General features: G+C 39.1%; 18 protein-coding genes and 1 pseudogene. 16 read left to right on the top strand and 3 right to left on the bottom strand.

The window, feature by feature from the left end:
• The first annotated feature begins 182 nt into the window (after nucleotides 1-182).
• Genes HMPREF9078_RS04490 through HMPREF9078_RS04480 form a run of 3 tightly spaced genes read left to right on the top strand, consistent with a single transcriptional unit; the run spans nucleotide 183 to nucleotide 4,530 of the window.
• Complete coding sequence (locus tag HMPREF9078_RS04490; RefSeq protein WP_009419556.1) at nucleotides 183-908, top strand: copper homeostasis protein CutC; 726 nt, start codon at nucleotides 183-185, stop codon at nucleotides 906-908.
• An 18-nt stretch (nucleotides 909-926) separates the two neighbouring features.
• Nucleotides 927-2,138 carry a metallophosphoesterase gene (locus HMPREF9078_RS04485; RefSeq protein WP_009419555.1) on the top strand — a complete coding sequence of 404 codons (1,212 nt, stop codon included), beginning with the start codon at nucleotides 927-929 and terminating at the stop codon, nucleotides 2,136-2,138.
• A 22-nt stretch (nucleotides 2,139-2,160) separates the two neighbouring features.
• Nucleotides 2,161-4,530 (top strand): ATP-dependent helicase, encoded by a 2,370-nt coding sequence (locus HMPREF9078_RS04480; protein WP_009419554.1) that lies wholly within the window; start codon nucleotides 2,161-2,163, stop codon nucleotides 4,528-4,530.
• 127 nt (nucleotides 4,531-4,657) lie between these two features.
• Here the strand turns inward: HMPREF9078_RS04480 and HMPREF9078_RS04475 are convergent.
• Nucleotides 4,658-5,087 (bottom strand): annotated as a pseudogene (locus tag HMPREF9078_RS04475) (hypothetical protein).
• A 100-nt stretch (nucleotides 5,088-5,187) separates the two neighbouring features.
• Here HMPREF9078_RS04475 and bshA point away from each other — a divergent pair.
• Complete coding sequence (bshA, locus tag HMPREF9078_RS04470) at nucleotides 5,188-6,312, top strand: N-acetyl-alpha-D-glucosaminyl L-malate synthase BshA (RefSeq protein ID WP_009419551.1); 1,125 nt, start codon at nucleotides 5,188-5,190, stop codon at nucleotides 6,310-6,312.
• 328 nt (nucleotides 6,313-6,640) lie between these two features.
• On the opposite strand, the gene HMPREF9078_RS04465 is transcribed toward bshA, so the two are convergent.
• Nucleotides 6,641-7,540 (bottom strand): GYDIA family GHMP kinase, encoded by a 900-nt coding sequence (locus HMPREF9078_RS04465; protein WP_009419550.1) that lies wholly within the window; start codon nucleotides 7,538-7,540, stop codon nucleotides 6,641-6,643.
• Between the two features lie 66 nt (nucleotides 7,541-7,606).
• Between HMPREF9078_RS04465 and HMPREF9078_RS04460 the strand changes: the two genes are divergently transcribed.
• From HMPREF9078_RS04460 to HMPREF9078_RS04450, 3 genes are read left to right on the top strand one after another with little or no spacing between them, the layout of a single operon-like run.
• Entirely contained in the window at nucleotides 7,607-8,524 is a 918-nt protein-coding gene (locus tag HMPREF9078_RS04460; protein WP_009419549.1) for a leucine-rich repeat domain-containing protein, read from the top strand.
• Nucleotides 8,525-8,548: 24 nt separating this feature from the next.
• Nucleotides 8,549-9,607, top strand: coding sequence for a 4-hydroxythreonine-4-phosphate dehydrogenase PdxA (pdxA, locus tag HMPREF9078_RS04455; RefSeq protein ID WP_009417349.1), 1,059 nt, complete (start codon nucleotides 8,549-8,551; stop codon nucleotides 9,605-9,607).
• A gap of 7 nt (nucleotides 9,608-9,614) precedes the next feature.
• Nucleotides 9,615-10,499 carry a Ppx/GppA phosphatase family protein gene (locus HMPREF9078_RS04450; protein ID WP_009419548.1) on the top strand — a complete coding sequence of 295 codons (885 nt, stop codon included), beginning with the start codon at nucleotides 9,615-9,617 and terminating at the stop codon, nucleotides 10,497-10,499.
• Nucleotides 10,500-10,595: 96 nt separating this feature from the next.
• Here the strand turns inward: HMPREF9078_RS04450 and HMPREF9078_RS04445 are convergent, their stop codons facing one another.
• Nucleotides 10,596-11,774: an alpha-hydroxy acid oxidase gene (locus HMPREF9078_RS04445; protein ID WP_009419547.1), complete on the bottom strand. Its 1,179-nt coding sequence runs from the start codon at nucleotides 11,772-11,774 to the stop codon at nucleotides 10,596-10,598.
• 316 nt (nucleotides 11,775-12,090) lie between these two features.
• On the opposite strand from HMPREF9078_RS04445, the gene lepA reads away from it, so the two are divergent.
• The 9 genes from lepA (at nucleotide 12,091) to HMPREF9078_RS04400 (ending at nucleotide 20,978) form a co-directional block, all read left to right on the top strand.
• Nucleotides 12,091-13,887: a translation elongation factor 4 gene (lepA, locus tag HMPREF9078_RS04440; RefSeq protein WP_009419546.1), complete on the top strand. Its 1,797-nt coding sequence runs from the start codon at nucleotides 12,091-12,093 to the stop codon at nucleotides 13,885-13,887.
• Nucleotides 13,888-13,891: 4 nt separating this feature from the next.
• On the top strand, nucleotides 13,892-14,713 hold the full coding sequence (locus tag HMPREF9078_RS04435; protein ID WP_157453562.1) for a hypothetical protein: 822 nt from the start codon (nucleotides 13,892-13,894) through the stop codon (nucleotides 14,711-14,713).
• A complete protein-coding gene (locus HMPREF9078_RS04430; protein ID WP_009419544.1) occupies nucleotides 14,710-15,183 on the top strand; it encodes a Panacea domain-containing protein in 474 nt (157 codons plus the stop codon). Before HMPREF9078_RS04435 ends, HMPREF9078_RS04430 begins: the two co-directional genes overlap by 4 nt.
• 19 nt (nucleotides 15,184-15,202) lie before the next feature.
• Nucleotides 15,203-15,592, top strand: a complete 390-nt coding sequence (locus tag HMPREF9078_RS04425; RefSeq protein ID WP_009419543.1) for an HU family DNA-binding protein — start codon at nucleotides 15,203-15,205, stop codon at nucleotides 15,590-15,592.
• Between the two features lie 153 nt (nucleotides 15,593-15,745).
• Complete coding sequence (locus tag HMPREF9078_RS04420; protein ID WP_009419542.1) at nucleotides 15,746-16,348, top strand: hypothetical protein; 603 nt, start codon at nucleotides 15,746-15,748, stop codon at nucleotides 16,346-16,348.
• Nucleotides 16,349-16,361: 13 nt separating this feature from the next.
• On the top strand, nucleotides 16,362-17,267 hold the full coding sequence (locus HMPREF9078_RS04415) for a hypothetical protein (protein ID WP_009419541.1): 906 nt from the start codon (nucleotides 16,362-16,364) through the stop codon (nucleotides 17,265-17,267).
• Nucleotides 17,268-17,346: 79 nt separating this feature from the next.
• Nucleotides 17,347-19,197, top strand: a complete 1,851-nt coding sequence (locus tag HMPREF9078_RS04410; protein WP_009419540.1) for a DNA topoisomerase IV subunit B — start codon at nucleotides 17,347-17,349, stop codon at nucleotides 19,195-19,197.
• Nucleotides 19,194-20,174 (top strand): polyprenyl synthetase family protein, encoded by a 981-nt coding sequence (locus HMPREF9078_RS04405; protein WP_009419539.1) that lies wholly within the window; start codon nucleotides 19,194-19,196, stop codon nucleotides 20,172-20,174. Before HMPREF9078_RS04410 ends, HMPREF9078_RS04405 begins: the two co-directional genes overlap by 4 nt.
• 69 nt (nucleotides 20,175-20,243) lie before the next feature.
• On the top strand, nucleotides 20,244-20,978 hold the full coding sequence (locus HMPREF9078_RS04400) for a shikimate dehydrogenase (protein WP_009419538.1): 735 nt from the start codon (nucleotides 20,244-20,246) through the stop codon (nucleotides 20,976-20,978).
• Nucleotides 20,979-20,986 lie beyond the last annotated feature (8 nt).

The following is a 20,986-nucleotide window of genomic DNA, read 5'->3' as shown; positions in this document are numbered from 1 at the left end:
GTAGACCCACTGTAGACCCACTGTAGACCCACTCATCATTCGTTTACCCTATAAGCTTCTTATAAGCTTTATATAATCCTCTCCCAATTTCTCCATTAACCATTAACCACTAACCATTAATTAAAATTTTGCTCATTTGCTAATTATTCTCTACCTTTGCACTCCAAATTAACAAAGACATTATGATTTATGAAATATGTGCCAGCTCATTCGAGTCGGCTAAAAATGCACAAGAAGCAGGTGCTACTCGCATTGAATTATGCAGTGAATTGGGAGTAGGAGGCATCACTCCCAGCTACGGATTGATTAAAAAAGTAATGGACGAACTGAGCATCGGCAATTGTGTGCTGATACGTCCACGCAGTGGCGATTTCACTTATACCGAAGAAGAATTCGATGTAATGTTGCGCGATATTGTTCTTTGCCGTGAGTTAGGTTGTATGGGCGTAGTAACGGGTGTGTTGCACCGCGATAATACCATTGATGAAGAACGCACCGCACGCCTCATTGAAGCCTCTGGTGATATGGAATTTATCTATCATCGCGCTTTCGACTGTGCCCCCGACCCCATTGTAGCTATTCAAACCTTGAAACGTTTGGGAGTGAAACGCATTCTCACCTCAGGAGGTAAGAAATCGGCTATTGAGGGGCTCGCTCTTCTAAAAGAACTCAATCGCATTGGCGGAGGACAACCTACTATTATGCCCGGTGGTGGTATCAATGCGCAAAGTATCGTGCAGATAAAAGCTGCCGGTTTTACCGAAGTACATTTCTCAGGTACTGTTTTCGAAGATTTAGGTACTACCTTACCTTTCTCGTTCAAAACAGAAAGTTTTTTAGATGAAAGAAAAAGACCTATTTCTAACGTTAAAGTTATTCGTGAGATTATTAGCAAATTAGCAAATTAACGAATAGGCAAATATTCTATGATTTATATTATACTTATCAGTATCTTTACGCTGTATTTCTTATTGAGTTTTTATGCTAGCAGAAGTTTAAAGACTCTTGCCGCAGCACGATGGATACATTGGACTTTTTGGGGAATAGCAATAGCGATTGTTCTCAACCTTCTTTATCATTGGTTCAACAGAGGTAAAACGGTGTGGAGTGCTCCTCAGCAATATGCTGTGGCAGGACTTCTCACGTGGCTCATCATCTGCTTGTTTGTCAGTTTGCCTTTGCTTATAGAAGATATTACTCGTCTTATACGCGCTTTTTTCAGCAGGAAAAAGCAAAACGCTCCTCGTTTGCCCTCACGACGCAAGTTTATCAGTTTGCTAGGTTGGGGCTTGGCAGCCATTCCTTTTGCCTCTATCCTCTACGCTATTTTTAAAGGAAAGTACAATTACAAGGTATGGAAGTACACCCTTTATTTTCCCGACCTTCCTAAGGCGTTCGACGGCTATCGAATTACTCAAATCTCGGATATTCACTGTGGAAGTTTTGACAATTATGAAAAGATACGTTACGGAGTAGAACTTATCAATGCTCAAAAGAGTGATGTCATTCTTTTCACAGGCGATTTGGTAAATAACTTGGCAGAGGAGGTTCACGATTGGAAAAGCTTGTTTGCTACGTTGCACGCTCCTGATGGTGTCTTTTCTATTATGGGTAACCACGATTATGGCGATTACTCTTCTTGGGAAAGCGTTGAAGCCAAGCGCAAAAACTTAGAACACCTGTTTGATTTACAAAAGGAAATGGGTTGGGACTTGCTCCTCAATGAACATCGCTATTTAGAACGCAATGGCGAAAAGATTGCCCTTATAGGCGTTGAAAACTGGGGGCGCGGCAGGTTCTCTAAATACGGCGACCTCAATAAAGCTATGGAGGGAGTAAACGAAGAAGATTTTAAAATACTGATGAGCCACGACCCTACTCATTTTCAAGAAATTGTTTTGCCCGAGAGAAAGAACATAGCGCTCACCCTTAGCGGTCATACACACGGAATGCAGTGTGGGATTGAAATACCCCAATGGCGATGGAGTCCCTCACAATATATTTATAAATATTGGGGAGGTATGTATAAAGAAGGAGCGCAATATTTAAACGTAAATCGTGGGTTTGGGTATCACGCATTCCCTGGAAGGTTAGGCGTATGGCCTGAAATTACTGTCATAGAACTCAAACAAGGATAATATAACTTTTGCGAAGATTATTATGGATACATTTTTAAAGGAATTAGAAAGTCTAAATGCTCCTCAACGTGCTGCCGTGCTTCAAAAAGATGGACCTATCATCGTGATAGCAGGAGCAGGCTCTGGTAAAACTCGCGTGCTTACTTATCGCATAGCCAACTTGATGAGAGAAGGTGTAGATGCTTTCAATATCCTTGCTCTTACCTTTACTAATAAGGCTGCCAACGAAATGAAAAAGCGTATTGCCAGTCTTGTAGGCAACAACGAAGCAAAGAACCTATGGATGGGTACATTCCACTCTGTTTTTGCTAAAATCTTGCGCATCGAAGCCGATAAATTGGGATATCCTCAAAATTTTACTATATATGACACTCAAGATTCCCAACGTCTTATTAATGGCATCATTAAAGAGATGGAGTTAGACAAGGATATCTATAAGTATAAACGAATACAATCGCGTATTTCTTCCTTTAAAAACAGTCTTATTACGGTGAGAGCCTATTTTAATAATCCTGAACTAATGGAAGCTGATGCAATGGCAAGACAACCACGTTTAGGAGAAATTTATCAAGAATATGTAGACAGGTGTTTTAAAGCAGGAGCAATGGATTTTGACGATTTGTTGCTGAAAACAAATGAACTCCTCAATCTATATCCTGATGTATTAGCAAAATATCAAAATAGGTTTAGGTATATTCTCGTAGATGAGTATCAAGATACCAATCACTCTCAATATCTTATCGTGAAGGCTTTGGCAGACCGTTTTCATAACATTTGTGTAGTAGGAGATGATGCGCAAAGTATTTACGCTTTTAGGGGAGCAAACATCAATAATATTCTCAATTTCAAAAATGATTATCCAGAGGCAAAAGAATATAAGTTAGAGCAAAATTATCGTTCTACAAAAAACATTGTGGAAGCAGCTAATAGCGTGATAGAACACAATAAAATACGATTGGAAAAGGTAGTTTTCACTGAAAATGAATTAGGTGAACCTATTAAAGTGCATAGAAGTCCTACTGATGCTGATGAAGGTCGTTTTGTAGCGAGCTCTATCTTCGAAAACAAGATGCAATACCAGCTTCCTAATGGTAATTTTGCGGTACTTTATCGCACTAATTCACAATCGCGTGCTATTGAAGATGCCCTTAGAAAACGTGATATTCCATACCGCATCTATGGCGGATTGTCATTCTACCAACGTAAGGAAATCAAAGATATGCTTGCTTATTTGAGACTTATTATCAATCCAAATGATGAGGAAGCTTTGGTGCGCATTATCAATTTTCCTGCACGAGGCATTGGAGAAACTACAATGGAAAAGCTTACTTTGGCAGCAAATCATTATAAGAAGTCTATCTTCGAGATAATGTATAACATCAATAAACTTCCAGAATTGCACATCAACACTACTACAAAGCAAAAACTTACTGATTTTGTGGTAATGATTCTTAACTTTCAAGCTCTCAATCAAAAAGCAAATGCTTTTGAAGTTGCCGAACAAGTCGCAAAGAAAACAGGGCTTTTGCAAGAGTTTAAAAAAGATGGTACCCCCGAGGGTATAGCCAAAATGGAAAACATCGAAGAGATGCTTAATGGTATGAAAGATTTTGTAGAAGGACAAGAAGATGTAGCAGATAGCAGGGCAAGTCTTTCAGAATATTTAGAAGATGTCGCTTTGGCTACTGATATGGATAAAGAGATAGGTGATGATGACCGTGTAGCTTTGATGACTATTCACTTAGCCAAAGGATTGGAGTTTCCGTATGTATACGTGGTAGGAATGGAAGAAGATTTGTTTCCTTCGGCAATGAGCATACAATCGCGTAATGATTTGGAAGAAGAAAGAAGGTTATTTTATGTAGCACTCACCCGTGCTGAGAAACAAGCCTATTTAACTTATGCAGAAAACCGTTATCGTTGGGGAAAACTTTCTGATGCCGAGCCAAGTAGATTTATCGAAGAAATAGATGAACGCTATTTGCAATATCTTACACCTTCTATTTCTAATCCTAATTATCGTTATAAACCACTTGTTGATAGAGATATTTTTGGTGAAGTAGATAAAAGTAAACTACGTTTGCAGAAACCTATAAGTGGAATACCTCCTCATAAAAATGCCCCAATAGGAGAAGAACAACAAAAACTCAGGAAGTTAAAACCTGTAAATGCTTTGTATAATTCTAATAGTAATAATAAAAATACTTATAACGGACTGGATATAGGAACAGTAGTTTATCACGAACGTTTTGGACGTGGTAAAGTAATTTCATTGGAGGGAACAGGAAATGATAAAAAGGCGCAAATAAATTTCGAGACAGGAGGCTTAAAAAATATATTATTACGCTTTGCTAAACTAACTATTATTGATAGTTTGAACGAAGATTTATAACCCGCGTTACCTATTCGTCATTTCGAATTAAAGAGCATTATAGCTTTTAAGCTGAGGTACGAATTCCTCTCACTGAGAGGCTTACTCGATAACAAGAGGTTTTCTATAGCTTTATAGAAAGCCTCTTTTATTTGTTATAATTCACCCAAATAGCTGTACCCCCTCCTTTGTGGTCGTAAATAGATTTAATAGTTCCCCAAGAGAAAGTGCGTTCCTTGCCTATATGTGCTGTAAGCCATTGCTCATAATATTTTTCAGTCTGCAATTCGTATGCTTCACTCCAATCGTCCCACGAGGTTTGTTTTTCATTCTTCATTGCAAAACCTAAGAATTTTAGCTGTTCTCCTTCAAAACAAAGCGACACATTAAATAACTTCCCCCTCAAAAGAACAATCGCTGAAATACAACCAATAATAGCCTGTTCCTACGTCCCATACTTTGTTATTAGGAAAACGTTCTCTAAGAATTGCAAAAGTAGTATCGGCAGTGATGGTCTCTCCTTTTATAAGGAGAAAATCGCCGTTTTTAATATTTATAAAAGAATCTAAAGTTTTCATATAGAACGCTATTTAGTGAGTACAAAGATATAATTTTTTGTTAATATTTTCAATACCCACAGAAAAATTAGTACCTTTGCCTCTCTAATATATATCAAATATGAATATAGCCATAGTGTGTTACCCTACCTTTGGGGGGAGTGGTGTTGTAGCTACCGAACTCGGGATTGCCTTAGCTCGCAAAGGTCATCAGGTGCACTTTATCACGTATAGTTACCCCGTGCGTTTAGACTTCTTGGAGATGAACATTCACTTTCACGAAGTGCACGTAGAGGAATACCCCTTGTTTCACTACCAGCCTTACGAACTAGCATTGTCCAGCAAAATGGCTTATGTGATAAAAACCTATCACATAGATATTTTGCACGTGCATTATGCCATTCCTCACGCTTATGCAGGTTATATGGCTAAACAAATGCTCAAACGGGAAGGGATAGAAGTACCTATGGTAACGACCCTTCACGGCACCGATATTACCCTTGTGGGCAACCACCCTACTTACAAAGAGGCAGTCACGTTTAGCATTAACGAATCGGATATTGTAACTTCAGTGTCCGAGAGTTTGAAGCAAGATACTCTAAGACTTTTCCGTATAGATAAAGATATTAAAGTAATTCCTAACTTCACAAATATAAAAAAATCCAAAGAAACTTCTCCTTGCAAACGCACTGTAATGGCAAAGCCTGAGGAACTCATCGTTACACACATTAGTAATTTTAGGAAGGTAAAACGCATAGACGATGTGGTGAGAATTTTTTATGGCATTCAGCAGAAACTTCCTGCTAAGCTCATAATGGTAGGTGACGGACCTGAGCGCGAGATAGCCGACCAGCTCTGCAAGGATTTAGGCATCAAGAGCAAAGTGCTGTTTTTAGGTAATACCTCTGATATAGACCGCATTTTGTGTTTCACCGATTTATTCTTACTCCCTTCTGCCTCTGAGAGCTTTGGACTTTCGGCATTAGAAGCAATGGCAGCAGGCGTTCCGGTAGTATCGAGCAATACCGGAGGACTTCCAGAAGTGAATGAAGAGGGCGTATCGGGCTATCTGTGCCCCATAGGCGATGTAAAAGCAATGGCAGAGAAGGCTATTTACATACTTGAAGACAAAACCCGATTGGCACAATTTAAACAGAATGCCCGCAAAGTAGCCGAACGTTTTGACGAGGATAGAATAGTGCCAATGTATGAAGCACTTTACTACAGTGCTATCGACAATAAATAGGGAAAGTGCTTTTGCGTTTTTTCTGTTAAAAATAGCTAAAACAGCTATTTTTCTTCAAAATAAGATAGTAAAATATTTTTTAGCTCCAAATTTATAAAGTACTGAAAAACAGTACAACTAAACATTATCGTATCTTATAGGTATCTTATAGGAAACTCGAAGCTAAAGCGAAGGAAAGACGAACAAAAGACGAAGGAAAGACGAAGGAATGAGCTTACTATACTGAATATCAGAGGGAGATAAGACGATTTTAAAATATTGAATAAATTAAGGCTAAAACCTCAATTTTAACAGAAAAAATGCAACAGTAGCAATTCAGAGGTTTATGTTATATCATTTCGTTGTAAGGGACGCAAGTATCAAAACCTTTGGAGGCAAAATAAGCGGGGGTATCTTCGGTTTCGGAAATGGCTAATACAAAATCACCACCCCAAGCGCCCAAACTCTTCACTGTGCCGTTAAAATCGGAAAAAAGGCGTTCTTTAACGGTGGGCATACTCAAGTAGTTGCTAATGAGGGTTTCGTGTTCGTTTAATATCTGGCAAACATCGGTTACGGTGTGCGCTAAAACAAACTGTTCAGTAAGGCGAGTAATGCTCTCAGCAAGTTTGCGTTTACTTTTAGTTACTGACCGATAACGCGCAATTCCGTCCTTGCTATTTTGTTTCTGATTGAGATAAACGAAGTAGATTTGATGCGTATGAGGAAAAAGAAAGCGCAAAGGGTAACTATGTGGTTTGCCTCCTTCCAACTTATACAACAATGGGGTATTGCTTTTGGCACAAGCGATATCGTAACCACTGCCACCAAAACTCTTAAAAAGCAGTTCGTATGGATTTACGGCTGCCCACTGCGCTATATTGTTGATGAGTGTAGAGGAAGTGCCTAAGCCCCACAAACGAGGGAACTCTAAATGAGTTTGCACTTGAGAGTGTGACCATTTATCTTTGAAATTGGGGTTGAGGTGAGTAGCCGTAGTGAGAATTTTTTGCAATGTTTGTGCTATTTGTTGGTCGGTTTCAGTAGTGAGTGTCGCACTGTCGAACCACAAATCACCGTTGGCATCAAAGGCTTGCCATCGGCTTTCGTTTGCTCCTTCTATTACCTTCAATGTCTGTCCTTTCTGAGTGGGTAAAGCAAAAGCGAGCGCCCCGTCGAGCACTGCATATTCGCCCGTAATGAGCAATTTACCATTACTATGAAAAGAATAAGTTTGTGTTACTTCCATATTTTTTATATCTTTGCACTCTGAAAGGACAAAAGTAATAATTATTTACAGATAAAAAATAGAACAATGAAAAAAATAAAACAACTTTTATGCGTGTTTGCCCTCGCATTTCCGTTTGTTGCAGTGGCACAATCTATGCAAATAAGAATTACCACTACCAGCGGAGATGAACAAAGTTTCAGGAGCGCTGAGGAGCTTATGAAGACTAATTTTGCTAAGCTAAAAGAAGTTAGAATTTATAGCAATTCAAGTAATGAAGTACAAATAAACGAGTTTTTGTTAAAAAAACTTTTCAGTGAAGCACAGCAATTGGAAGTATTGGAAATAAAGGAAGTAGGGATAGCCTCTTTTCCTGAGCTAAGTGTTGAAAATAAAACACTAAAAGTATTGGTATTACGCCTCAACAACCTAAGCAAATTACCTGAGAACATCGGCAGTCTTTCGGCTTTGCAAACTATAGATATCTATAACCCGATTACCGAAGTGCCTGCGTCACTTATGAACTTAAAACAGTTAGAAAATTTGAAGTTTGAAGGAGCTGAATTTACAGATTTCCCTGAGCAAGTGTTTGCTTTACCTAAGTTGAAATCACTTATCATCAGTCAGTTTGACACGAAGAACAAAATAAAAGTACTTCCTGATAACTTCGACAAGTTGCCACTACTTGAAGAACTATCGTTGCGCAATGCTGCGCTTAGCGAAGTGCCTACCTCAGTAGGACGTTTGCCAAAGTTAGAAAACGTATACTTCAATGCGAACAACCTCACTAAATTACCACAAGCATTGGCTGAAAATCCACGATTAACTTACGTGAATATCAACGACAATCCCCTTGATTTCAAACAGTTTATAAAATCGATAGAGAAAATACAGTGGAAGGGTGTTTTGTACATCAACAACCGTAATTTCACTACTCAGCAATACGAAGAAGTAGAAAAACGCTTGCCCAGAATAAGCGTATTCTACACTCAGAGAGAAGAATAAGTACCTTAAAATGCATTTCATTTTATGAAAGAAAAACCCATAAAAGTAGGAATTTCCATTGGTGATATGAACGGTGTAGGACTTGAAATTATCCTAAAAACCTTTGAAGACCACCAAATATTGGAATTGTGTACGCCTATTATTTTTGCTTCGAACAAGTTAGTTTCTTTTCAGAAGAAACATTTCAATACCACTGCCAATTTTCAAGGAATTGAGAGTGTGGAAGCTGCTATTGACGGCAAGCTAAATGTGCTAAACTGCTGGAAAGAAACCCCTACGGTCACCTTCGGGCAAGAAACCGAAGAAGGTGGCAAATATGCCTTTTTATCATTACAAGCTGCGGTGGAAGCATTAAAAAACAACAGTATTGATGTGCTGGTAACCGCTCCTATCAATAAGAACAACATACAGTCAGACGCGTTTCACTTCCCTGGTCATACCGATTATTTGGCACAAGAGCTCAACGGTACTAGCCTGATGTTTATGGTGAGTGAAGACCTGAAAGTGGGTTTACTTACTGACCACGTGCCTTTGAAAGAGGTTTCTTCTCTTATTACAGAAGCCCTCATTATGGAGAAAGCGCGCCTGATGAACGAATCACTCATTAAGGACTTCCGCTTACAACGCCCTAAAATAGCCGTATTAGGCATTAATCCACATTGCGGAGATAAAGGGGTGATAGGTAACGAAGACGACGAAGTGTTACGCCCAGCCTTGAAAAAGCTATATTTCGATGAGAATATATTGGTATTTGGACCTTTTGCTGCCGATAGTTTCTTCGGTTCACAAACCTACCGGAATTACGATGCGGTATTAGCACCTTACCACGACCAAGGGCTTATCGCGTTCAAAACCATTGCCTTTGGCAGTGGTGTGAACTATACAGCAGGACTTAGCAAAGTACGCACTTCGCCCGACCACGGTACGGCTTACGAAATAGCAGGCAAGGGTATTGCCGACCCTGAGTCGTTCCGTCACGCTATTTTCACTGCTTTAGATGTGTTTAGAAACCGTGAAGAGTACGCTGAACTAACCAAAAACCCGCTAAAAGTGCGCTCTTTAGAAATGGACAAAGACAAATAATTACGATATGAATATCAAAAAATTGGGAGCGATAGACATAGGGTCGAACGGGGTGAGATTGCTCATTTCGAACGTATTGGAAGAGCCTAACGAAGCTCCGAAATTTACCAAAGCCAGCTTGGTGCGTGTACCTATCCGTTTGGGAGCTGATGTGTTTTTAGACGGACTCATCTCAGAAGAAAACACCGATAGATTGGCAGACACGATGCAAGCGTTCAGTTTGCTGATGAAAGTAAACCAAGTGGAAAAGTATCGCGCTTGTGCGACCTCGGCAATGCGAGAATCTACCAATGGGCAACAAGTAGCCGATGAGGTATACAAACGCACAGGAGTGCGCATAGATATTATAGATGGCGCCGAAGAGGCGAGCATTATTGCTTCTACCGATATTTCAAGTTTAATACAAAAAGATAAAGATTACCTATACATAGACGTAGGCGGGGGTAGTACTGAGTTTACGGTCTTCTCGAAGGGGAAGGTAAAGAAGTCGCGTTCGTTTCCCATAGGTACAGTGCGTTTATTGGACAACAAAGTAAGCAATAAAACGTGGGAAGAAGTAGAACACTGGATAAAAAAGCATACGAAAGACTGTGAGCATATAGAAGCCATTGGTTCAGGAGGAAACATCAACAAGATACACAAGAACTCCAACAGCAGAGAAGGAGAACCACTGAGCTATCAGTACCTCACCGATTACCTTAACTATGTATCGGGATTTACTTACGATGAACGCATCAGGCTCTTAGGCTTTAATCCCGACCGTGCCGACGTAATTCTGTATGCACTTACAGTGTTCATCAATGCGATGAAATGGTCAGGAGCAGAAATTGTACACGTACCCCGCATTGGTCTTGCCGACGGGATTGTAAGGAGCATTTATAATGAAGGATAAGTGGTTTAAATTTTAATAGTTTGTAATAAAAAGTGAAAGAGCTTAATACGAATGATGTATTAAGCTCTTTCTTTTACAATGAAAGTTTAATTTAAACTAGAAATTATTGCTTGGCAAAGGGTAAGTACCCTCTACTAAAATACTACTATCTACATCTTGGAGGTTACGATGACCTGCAAAAGCCATAGTAGTATCCATTTCGTCATATAATATTTGCAAAGCGCGTGTTACGCCTTCTTCGCCATAAGCACCGAGCCCATATACGGGAGCGCGACCAAGCATAATACCTTTGGCTCCTAACGCCCACGCTTTGAGCATATTTTGCCCTGTATAGAAACCAGAGTCTATCCATACTTCGGTTTGGCTACCTACGGCGCTTACAATATCGGGAAGTGCTTTGATAGTGGAAATAGTATCGTCCATTTGGCGACCTCCGTGGTTAGACACAATAATCGCATCGGCACCATATTTTACAGCTTCGATAGCATCTTCAGGAGTCATAATACCCTTTAAGATGATAGGTCCCCCCCACAATTCTTTAATTTCGGCGATATCTTTCCAACTAAGACTTGGGTCGAACTGCTCTTTTGTCCAAGAGGAAAGTGAAGAGAGGTCGGATACGTTTTTCGCGTGACCTGCAATATTGCGAAATGTCCAACGGCGATTGCCAAACACATAGCGCAACCCCCAAGGAATTTTAGTAGAAAGGTTAATCATATTAGGGATGGTGAACTTAGGCGGGGTGGAAAGTCCATTCTTGATATCGCGATGACGATTGCCGAGCACCTGCAAATCTACGGTTATCATTAAAGCAGAGCATTTAGCATCTTTAGCGCGACGAATAAGGTCTTTCATAAAATCGCGGTCGCGCATTACATACAACTGAAACCAAAAGGGCTCTACTCCTGCTTCTACCAAATCTTCGATAGAGCAGATAGACATCGTAGAAAGCGTAAAGGGGATTCCAAATTTTTGAGCGGCTTTTGCCATATGGATTTCACCATCAGCCCACATCATTCCCATAAAGCCAACAGGAGCCGTCATAGCGGGAAACTTTACCTTTTGCCCTAAAAGAGTACTTTCGAGGGTACGGTTATCCATATCCACTAATATGCGTTGACGGAATTTGATAGGGTTAAAATCGGAAACATTTTCTCTGTAAGTTGATTCAGTCCAAGAGCCGGTGTCTACATACTCATAGAACATCTTAGGGACGTTGCGTTTACACACCACACGCAAGTCCTCAATGTTTGTCATTTTAGTTAAATCTCTCATTTGGATAAGTTTTTTAAATTGATAATCTTAATACTTTAAAAAAAATAGATATTGTTTTCTTTTTCTAATTTGGTCGCAAATATAAACAATAATTTTGATTTAGCAACTTTTTCTTTTGAAAAAGTAAATTTACAATCAAAAATATATTACAAATAATCCGATAAACTACAAATGAGAACCTCTTTGAAGCACGATAGAACTTTCAATTTGTGAATTGACAATTATTTTCTATCTTTGCACCTTTAATTATTAGTTCGTTGTCTCTCGGTACAGACAACTCACAACTCATCACTAAAAACTAAACACTAAGAAACAAATGAAGAACATACGTAATTTCTGCATTATTGCACATATCGACCACGGGAAGAGTACCTTAGCCGACCGTTTGCTCGACTTTACCCAAACCGTAACCGAACGCGAAAAACAAGACCAATTGCTCGACAATATGGACTTGGAGCGCGAGCGTGGTATTACTATCAAGAGCCACGCGATACAAATGGAATATGTGTACAAAGGCGAAACGTATATCCTCAATCTTATCGATACCCCCGGTCACGTGGATTTCTCTTATGAGGTATCGCGTTCTATTGCTGCTTGCGAAGGGGCTCTCCTGATCGTAGATGCTGCCCAAAGCATACAAGCACAGACAATTTCTAACCTCTACTTGGCTCTCGAAAACGACCTTGAAATCATTCCCGTACTCAACAAAATAGACCTGCCGAGTGCTAATCCCGAAGAGGTGAAAGACGATATAGTAGACCTACTGGGTTGTTCGCCCGATGAGATTATCCCTGCCAGCGGAAAAACAGGTTTGGGCGTAGAGGCAATTTTGGAGGCTATTATAGAGCGTATTCCTGCCCCTACCGGCGACCCTAAGGCACCGCTACAAGCGTTGATATTCGACTCGGTATACAACTCTTTTCGCGGAGTAGAGACTTACTTCCGGGTGATGAACGGTGAAATACGCAAAGGGCAGAAAATCAAGTTTATGTCCAACGGCAAAATTTATGATGCGGACGAGGTGGGCACGCTTAAACTCAGCCAAGTGCCCAAGCAAGTGATTGGCACCGGCGATGTGGGGTACCTTATCACCGGTATCAAAGATGCGCGTGAGGTGAAAGTGGGTGACACGATTACCTCGGCAGTAGACGGCTGCAAAGAAGCTATTGATGGTTTTGAGAACGTGAAACCAATGGTATTTGCGGGGATTTATCCGGTAGATACCGAAGATTACGAAGAGCTACGCACCTCAATGGAAAAACTACAGCTAAACGATGCCTCGCTGGTGTTTACCCCCGAAAGTTCTGCTGCTTTGGGCTTTGGCTTCCGCTGTGGATTCTTAGGAATGTTGCACTTAGAAATCGTGCAAGAACGCTTGGAACGCGAGTTTGGTATGACCGTGATTACCACCGTGCCCAACGTAAGTTACCACGCCTATACCAAAAAAGAACCCGAAAAAGCGATTATTGTAAATAACCCTTCTGACCTCCCCGACCCTTCTAAATTAGACCGCGTGGAAGAACCATATATCAAGGCGAGCATCATCACCAAGTCCGATTTTATAGGTCAGGTGATGTCGCTCTGTATTGAGAAACGCGGACAGATAACCAACCAGCACTACCTCACCCCTGAGCGTGTAGAGCTGAACTTTGATATGCCTCTTGCCGAAATCGTGTTTGACTTCTACGACCGACTCAAAACGGTGAGTAAGGGATATGCTTCGTTTGACTATTCGCCTATTGGGATGCGCGCTTCTAACCTCGTGAAGGTGGATATACTTATTAACTCACAATCGGTAGATGCACTCTCTGCCCTTATCCACGCCGATAATGCTTATAATATAGGCAAGAAGATGTGCGAGAAACTACGTGAGCTGATCCCGCGCCAGCAGTTTGATATTCCAATACAGGCGGCTATTGGGGCTAAAATCATCTCGCGCGAGACTATTAAAGCCCTCCGCAAAGACGTTACTGCTAAATGTTACGGGGGGGATATCTCGCGTAAGCGTAAGCTCTTAGAGAAACAAAAAGCCGGTAAGAAACGTATGCGCCAAGTGGGGAATGTGGAGATACCACAAAGTGCGTTTATGGCGGTGTTGAAGCTGAATGATTGATGAAATGAGAAATAAATTAAAAAACTTAATAGACTGGGCATACTATCAATCTAGTACTATTTCAGGTGGTTTAGGAGCTGTTTTTTCTATTATAGGAATATCAAATATACATAAATGGAATATTGGAGAATGTAATTTTCCTATAGGGGAGTTTATATATTGGGGAGTGGTTATGCTGTTTTTTATATTTTTTATAACCTCTCTTTTTTATAAGAAAGAAATGTCTGAGTTAGAAAAGAAGATTAATAGTATTAATGATTTAGAAACTAAACTTGTTGAGGAAGTGAATAGCTCTAATGAATTATTTAATTCATATTTGAGATTACTAGTTAAAAGTCTAAATTTTACTTATAATGATAGAATAAGTGTCTATAAAGTAAATGAAAATAAATTTCAACTAATAGGAAGAACATCTATTAATCCTATCTTAATGGAAAAAGGGAGAAATGAATATCCTATTGAGGAAGGATTTATAGGAAAGGGATGGCAAGAAGAAGAATTTTTTATCAATAATTTGCCTTGCCCAGAAACTAATTTTAAACAGTACTATAAAAAAATAAATGATATAAGTCCAATTCCTAAAGAAGTTGTTGAGAGTATGACAATGAAATCAAGAAATTATTTCGTATATCGTATGAATAATAATAACGAAATACCACAAGCAATTTTTGTTTTTGAAAGTAAACTTCCTAATGGATTAAAAAAGGATCTTATAAAAGAAAAATTAGTTGGTGTTAAGGAGACCCTAGTTATGTTTATACAAAGAAATAATGGACTTAAAGTAACAAAAAAAAATCATCAAATTGAAAAAGATATGGAAATATGAGTAATTTAGAAAAATTAATTAGATATATTCTCTTAAATTACCCTAATCTTCAGGAATTATCAAAACCAAGATTGGTTAAGTTAATTTATATGATAGATTGGAGATATACTATTGAAACTGGGAACCAATATACTGATATTAATTGGATATATAATCATTATGGACCTTATGTTAATGATGTTATTGAGCTAATGAAACAAAAAGATAATATTTTTAAAGTAGATACATACCCTAATCCTTTTGGAGGAGGATTTACAGATAAATTTACTCTAATAGATAAGACTAAAGTTGAGTTAGATAAAGAACTCAGGAATATTGCAGATAAATTTATAAATTACACATATAATTTGATATGGAGTGATTTTATAAATTTAGTATATTCATCATATCCTATAAAAGTGAGTCTAAAATATTCTTCTTTGAATTTAGTAGAATTAGCAAAAGAGTTTAAGAAACATCATAATAATTAACCATTTAAATTTATATTTTATGCCAGTAAAATTTAATGTAGTAGAGCGTAAGAATCTGTTAGATAAAACAGCGGCTCCCAAGTTTTATGCCAGTGCCAAAGCCGATGGCGAAGTCTCTTTAAAGGCACTTGCCAAAGAAATTGCACAGGGTAGCACCACCGTATCGGATACCGATGTGTTGGCTGTGCTTAACGACCTTACCAAAGTGCTCATTAGGCACCTATCGGAAGGCAAAATCGTGAAGTTGGGCGACTTTGGTAACTTCCAAATTACCCTTACCAGCGAGGGTGCTCCCACCGCCGAGAAGTTCACCGCTTCGCTCATCAAGGGCAACAAAATTCAGTTCCGCCCAGGTGCCGACCTCCGCGAGATGCTCAAAACCGTTAAGTACGAAAAATACAAGAAGTAGCACCCCGTATCACACCGATATATATGCGTGAGCCTACGGGTATATACCTATGGGCTCACGGGTATATACTGATAATACGACGGGTATATACCCGTGAAATGATGGGTATATATCTAATAATTTAAAAATTAAATCAATAAATTAAACACAAGTATGAGTAGCTTATTTTTTCAAATAGTTTTTTCTTTATTTCTTTGTATTGCAGGGAAATGGATTTCAAAATCTGTATTAGATTTTTTGGGAAGACAAAATAAGAAATTTAGTAACTTTATTTATACAAAGCTAAGCTTTAGGAATTACCATTATGGTTTGAATACCAATATAGTATTTGTAGCTATGCTGATACTTTTCGGAATTTTTATTCCCAAACAAGTTAAGCTAGAAAATCAGAATGAAAAATATAGGACAGAATTATCAATATACAGAGAAGGAGAAAAACCAAAAGTTGAACTTTATACAGAAGCAGGAAAAATTGCAGAGCTTGATCGTAATATAAAATTGATAGATTGTTTAAATATAATGTTTAAAGGGGCAATCTATTTTATAATATTATTTTTTGGAGTTCGTATTGCTCTTTCAGAAATAATTAATAAAGAAGTTTCTGAATTTGAGAGAGATTTAAAAATGTTAAAACCAATTATTAACAAAGAAGAATTTGAACAATTAGAATCTTTATGGGCTCAAATGAGAAGTGTTGAAGATTTTAGAAGTATAAGAGAAAAAATTAAAACACTAAAAGAAAATATACCTTCTTAAAAATCATACATCTATGGACTTTTTAACAGGCAAACCACTATCCGACACTATTTACGATACCCTTTTTAAGGCGGAAAAGGAGCTTATTATCATTTCGCCTTATATTCAGCTGGGGGATTACCTCAAAGACAATGTTTTTAAACAGCTTTTAAACAACACCAAACTGCATATACTCATTGGGTTTGGCAAAAATACCTCTAATGGAGAAGAAAATTGTAAGCATGAAGATATTGAGTACTTCTTGGGCTTCCCGAATATCACAATGGTGTATATTCCACAGTTACACGGACAATATTATGCCAACGAAAAGCAATCGGTGATTACCTCTATGAACCTTTTGGATTACTCGCTGGAAAACAAGGTAGAGTTTGGCGTACTCGCCGAAAAAGCCCTCACCGACCTTGTGAATAAAAACAACTTCTTCGAGACTTCCAAAAACACCATTATGAGTGTACTCGACAGCGGTTACACCATCTTTGCCAAACGCCCTAACTACAACAAGAAGTTTTTAGGTCTGGCGAAAGACTATGTAGGCTCTACTGTGCATTTGGATTTGGTAGACGATGTATTGTCTAACAGGGAGTTGAAGCCTATCCGCTACTCCTCTTTTGTACCCGAAAACTACGCAAATGCCGAGAACAGACCACCCGCAGAGCGCGAGCCTACCCCTGAAAGAGCTGTAGAAACCGAAACACCTCAGGAAAATGCCGTACAAGAAGAGAAAAAAGGGCACTGTATCCGTTGTAATACCGCTATTCCTTTTGACCCTTCGAAGCCTTTGTGCGAGAGCTGTTATGAAGCGTGGGTGAAGTTCGGCAACCGTTTCTACGAAGAGAAGTACTGCCATTGCTGTGGTGAGGAGAAGAAAGTAACGGTAGCGACACCTTTATGTTATAATTGTTTTTCAAAACATTTGTAAGCAAGGGAGACAGATATTTATTTTTTGGATATGAATAATTTTTAATACTTTTGCACATCTAAAAACGAAAGTAAACTTTATGGAAGAAATTAGATATGATGAGGATAGTATCCGCTCTTTGGACTGGCAAGAACACATTCGCACGCGCCCTGGTATGTATATCGGGAAGCTGGGCGATGGCTCTTCAGCCGACGACGGTATTTACATCCTTCTCAAAGAGGTCATCGATAACTGTATAGACGAGTTCGTGATGGGAGCTGGTAAGACCATCGACGTAAAAATCACCGATAACCAAGTAGAAGTACGCGACTATGGGCGCGGTATTCCCTTAGGAAAGGTAGTAGATGTAGTATCGAAAATGAATACGGGGGGTAAGTACGACTCCCGAGCTTTTAAGAAATCTATCGGACTCAATGGGGTGGGTACAAAAGCTGTGAATGCTCTTTCTACCTACTTCAAAGTGGAATCGGTGCGCGATGGTCAGTCTAAATCGGCTATTTTTGAGAGAGGTCTGCTAAAAGAAGAAGGCGCTATCGAGGAAAGCCAGAAAAGGCGCGGTACCAGCGTAACTTTTATTCCAGACGACACTATCTTTAAGAACTTCAAGTTCCGTAATGAGTATGTGGTGCGTATGCTCAAAAACTACGTATACCTCAACCCAGGTCTTACTATCAACTACAATGGTGAAAAGTACTATTCTGAAAACGGACTCAAAGACCTCCTCACCGAAAACAACAATGAAGAGGATTTTCTTTACCCTATCATTCACCTTAGAGGTGAAGATATTGAGATTGCCATATCTCACAGCAAAACTCAGTACAGTGAGGAGTATTACTCTTTTGTAAACGGTCAGAACACTACACAAGGGGGTACGCACCTCAACGCTTTCAAAGAGGCTTATGTAAAGACCATTCGCGACTTCTATAAAAAGAACTATGATGCCTCCGATGTGCGTAAGTCTATCATCGCGGGTCTCTCAATCAAAGTGATGGAACCTGTGTTTGAGAGCCAGACGAAAACCAAGCTCGGTTCTACCGAAATGGGAGAAGGAATGCCTTCTGTACGCACCTATATCAATGATTTCATCAGTCGCCACTTAGATGATTTCCTACATAAAAACCCTGAGATATCCGATGCGCTACAACGGAAGATTATGCAGGCACAACGCGAACGTGAGGACTTGGCAGGTATTCGCAAATTGGCAAAAGAAAGAGCTAAAAAAGCAAGCTTACACAATCGTAAACTACGCGACTGTCGTGTGCACCTCACCGATACCAAAGACGAGCGTGCCCTACAAAGCACCTTATTCATTACTGAGGGAGATTCAGCTTCGGGCTCTATTACCAAATCGCGTGATGTAACCACACAAGCCGTTTTCTCACTACGTGGTAAACCTTTGAATACCTACGGAATGAGTAAGAAAATAGTGTATGAAAATGAAGAGTTCAACCTATTACAAGCCGCCCTAAATATTGAAGACTCTATGGACGACCTTCGCTACAATAACATCGTGGTAGCCACTGATGCCGATGTAGACGGTATGCACATTCGTCTTTTACTTATCACTTTCTTTTTGCAGTTCTTCCCCGAAATCATCAAAGAAGGGCATTTATATATACTGCAAACACCTCTATTCCGTGTGCGCAACAAAACGCAAAAAATATATTGTTACAGCGAAGAAGAAAAGGAAGCAGCCATAGAAAAGTTAAAGGGCAAACCTGAAATTACTCGTTTTAAAGGATTGGGAGAAATCTCTCCCGATGAGTTTAAAGATTTTATAGGAGAAGATATACGCTTAGACCCTGTAATGATGGACAAAACTATCCATACCGAACAGCTCTTGGAGTTCTATATGGGCAAAAATACTCCTGACCGTCAAGAATTTATCATCAACAATCTAAAAGTAGAAATTGACAACTTCGAGCAATGAAGATAACAGCTCAAATAAAAGAACCTATCCGTGAAGAAATGGAACTCTTTGAACAGAAGTTCCGTAGCTCGATGTCTTCTAAGGTTGCCTTACTGAATCGTATTACATACTATATTGTAAACCGCAAAGGCAAACAAATGCGACCAATGTTTGTGTTCTTGGTAGCCAAAATGGTATCGGGAGGTAAAGTGAGCGAACGCACCTATCGGGGAGCATCGGTAATAGAGCTCATACACACTGCTACCCTTGTACACGACGATGTAGTGGACGACAGCAACAAACGCCGAGGATTCTTCTCAATCAATGCCTTATGGAAAAACAAGATAGCTGTATTGGTAGGTGACTACCTACTTTCTAAAGGCTTACTACTCTCTATAGACAATGGTGATTTCGACCTATTGCGCATTATCTCGGTAGCCGTACGTGAAATGAGTGAAGGCGAACTCTTGCAGATAGAAAAAGCTCGTCGGTTAGACATTGTAGAAGAGGTGTACTACGAGATTATCCGTCAGAAAACCGCGACGCTTATAGCCGCTTGTTGTGCGATGGGAGCTTGTTCGGTACAGCCAGAACAAACCGAAGTGATAGAGAAAATGCGACTCTTTGGTGAATACATAGGAATGGCTTTCCAAATAAAAGACGACCTTTTTGATTATACCGAAGACGCAATTGGCAAACCTACGGGTATAGATATTAAAGAACAAAAAATGACCCTACCACTTATTTATGTACTTAATATTTGTTCCGAAGAAGAAAAACAATGGCTTATCAATTCGGTAAAAAAATACAACAAAGACAAAAAACGCGTAAAGGAAGTAATTGAATTTGTAAAGAATCATAAAGGGCTAGAATACGCTACAACTAAAATGAAAGAGTTCCAACAAAAAGCCCTAAATATATTGGATGAATTCCCAACCTCACCTTATAAAGAAGCCTTAACCCTAATGGTAAATTACGTGATTGATAGGAAAATTTAAGTTAGGTAAGAGATAACATTCAGTATATAGATAATATGTATAGTTTATCTATTAAAAAAGCGTTTTCTTATGACAACTTTTGCTCTTTTGGGTCGTAATATTGGCTATTCTTTTTCTCGAAAATATTTCACTGAGAAATTTAAACGAGAAGGTATTAATGATTGTGAATATATCAATTTTGATATACAAAATCTCAATGAATTACCCGCTCTCTTAAAAAGCACTCCCAATTTACGAGGAATGAATGTTACCATTCCGTATAAGCGAGAAGTAATGAAGCTACTTACTGCCGTTGATACTACTGCACAAGCCATTGGAGCTGTGAATACTATAAAAGTTACCTCTGATGGACTTGTCGGTTATAATACCGATTACTATGGCTTTAACAAATCATTATCTCTCTTATTGCAACCAGAGCATACTCACGCTCTTATCTTAGGCACGGGAGGTGCATCGAGTGCTGTTGCTTATGCACTCAAACAACTAAATATTGATTATCGTTTTGTATCCCGCACACCACAGATAAATCAGTTTGGTTATACAGAACTTACCAAAGAGATTATAGAAAATTATCATCTTATTATTAACTGTACTCCTTTAGGTACATTTCCTAATATTAATGACTGTCCTCCTATTCCTTATCAGTATCTCACTCCTGAGCACTTGCTTTATGACCTTATTTATAATCCTTCACAAACTACATTTCTACACAGAGGGGAAAAGCAGGGAGCTACTACTTGTAATGGGCAACTAATGTTAGAACTTCAAGCTGAAAAAGCGTGGGAAATATGGAATAAAGAATAAAAAGCAGA

Source organism: Capnocytophaga sp. oral taxon 380 str. F0488 (assembly GCF_000318255.2).
Taxonomy (GTDB): Bacteria; Bacteroidota; Bacteroidia; order Flavobacteriales; family Flavobacteriaceae; genus Capnocytophaga; species Capnocytophaga ochracea.
This window is presented reverse-complemented; position numbering and strand designations above follow the sequence as displayed.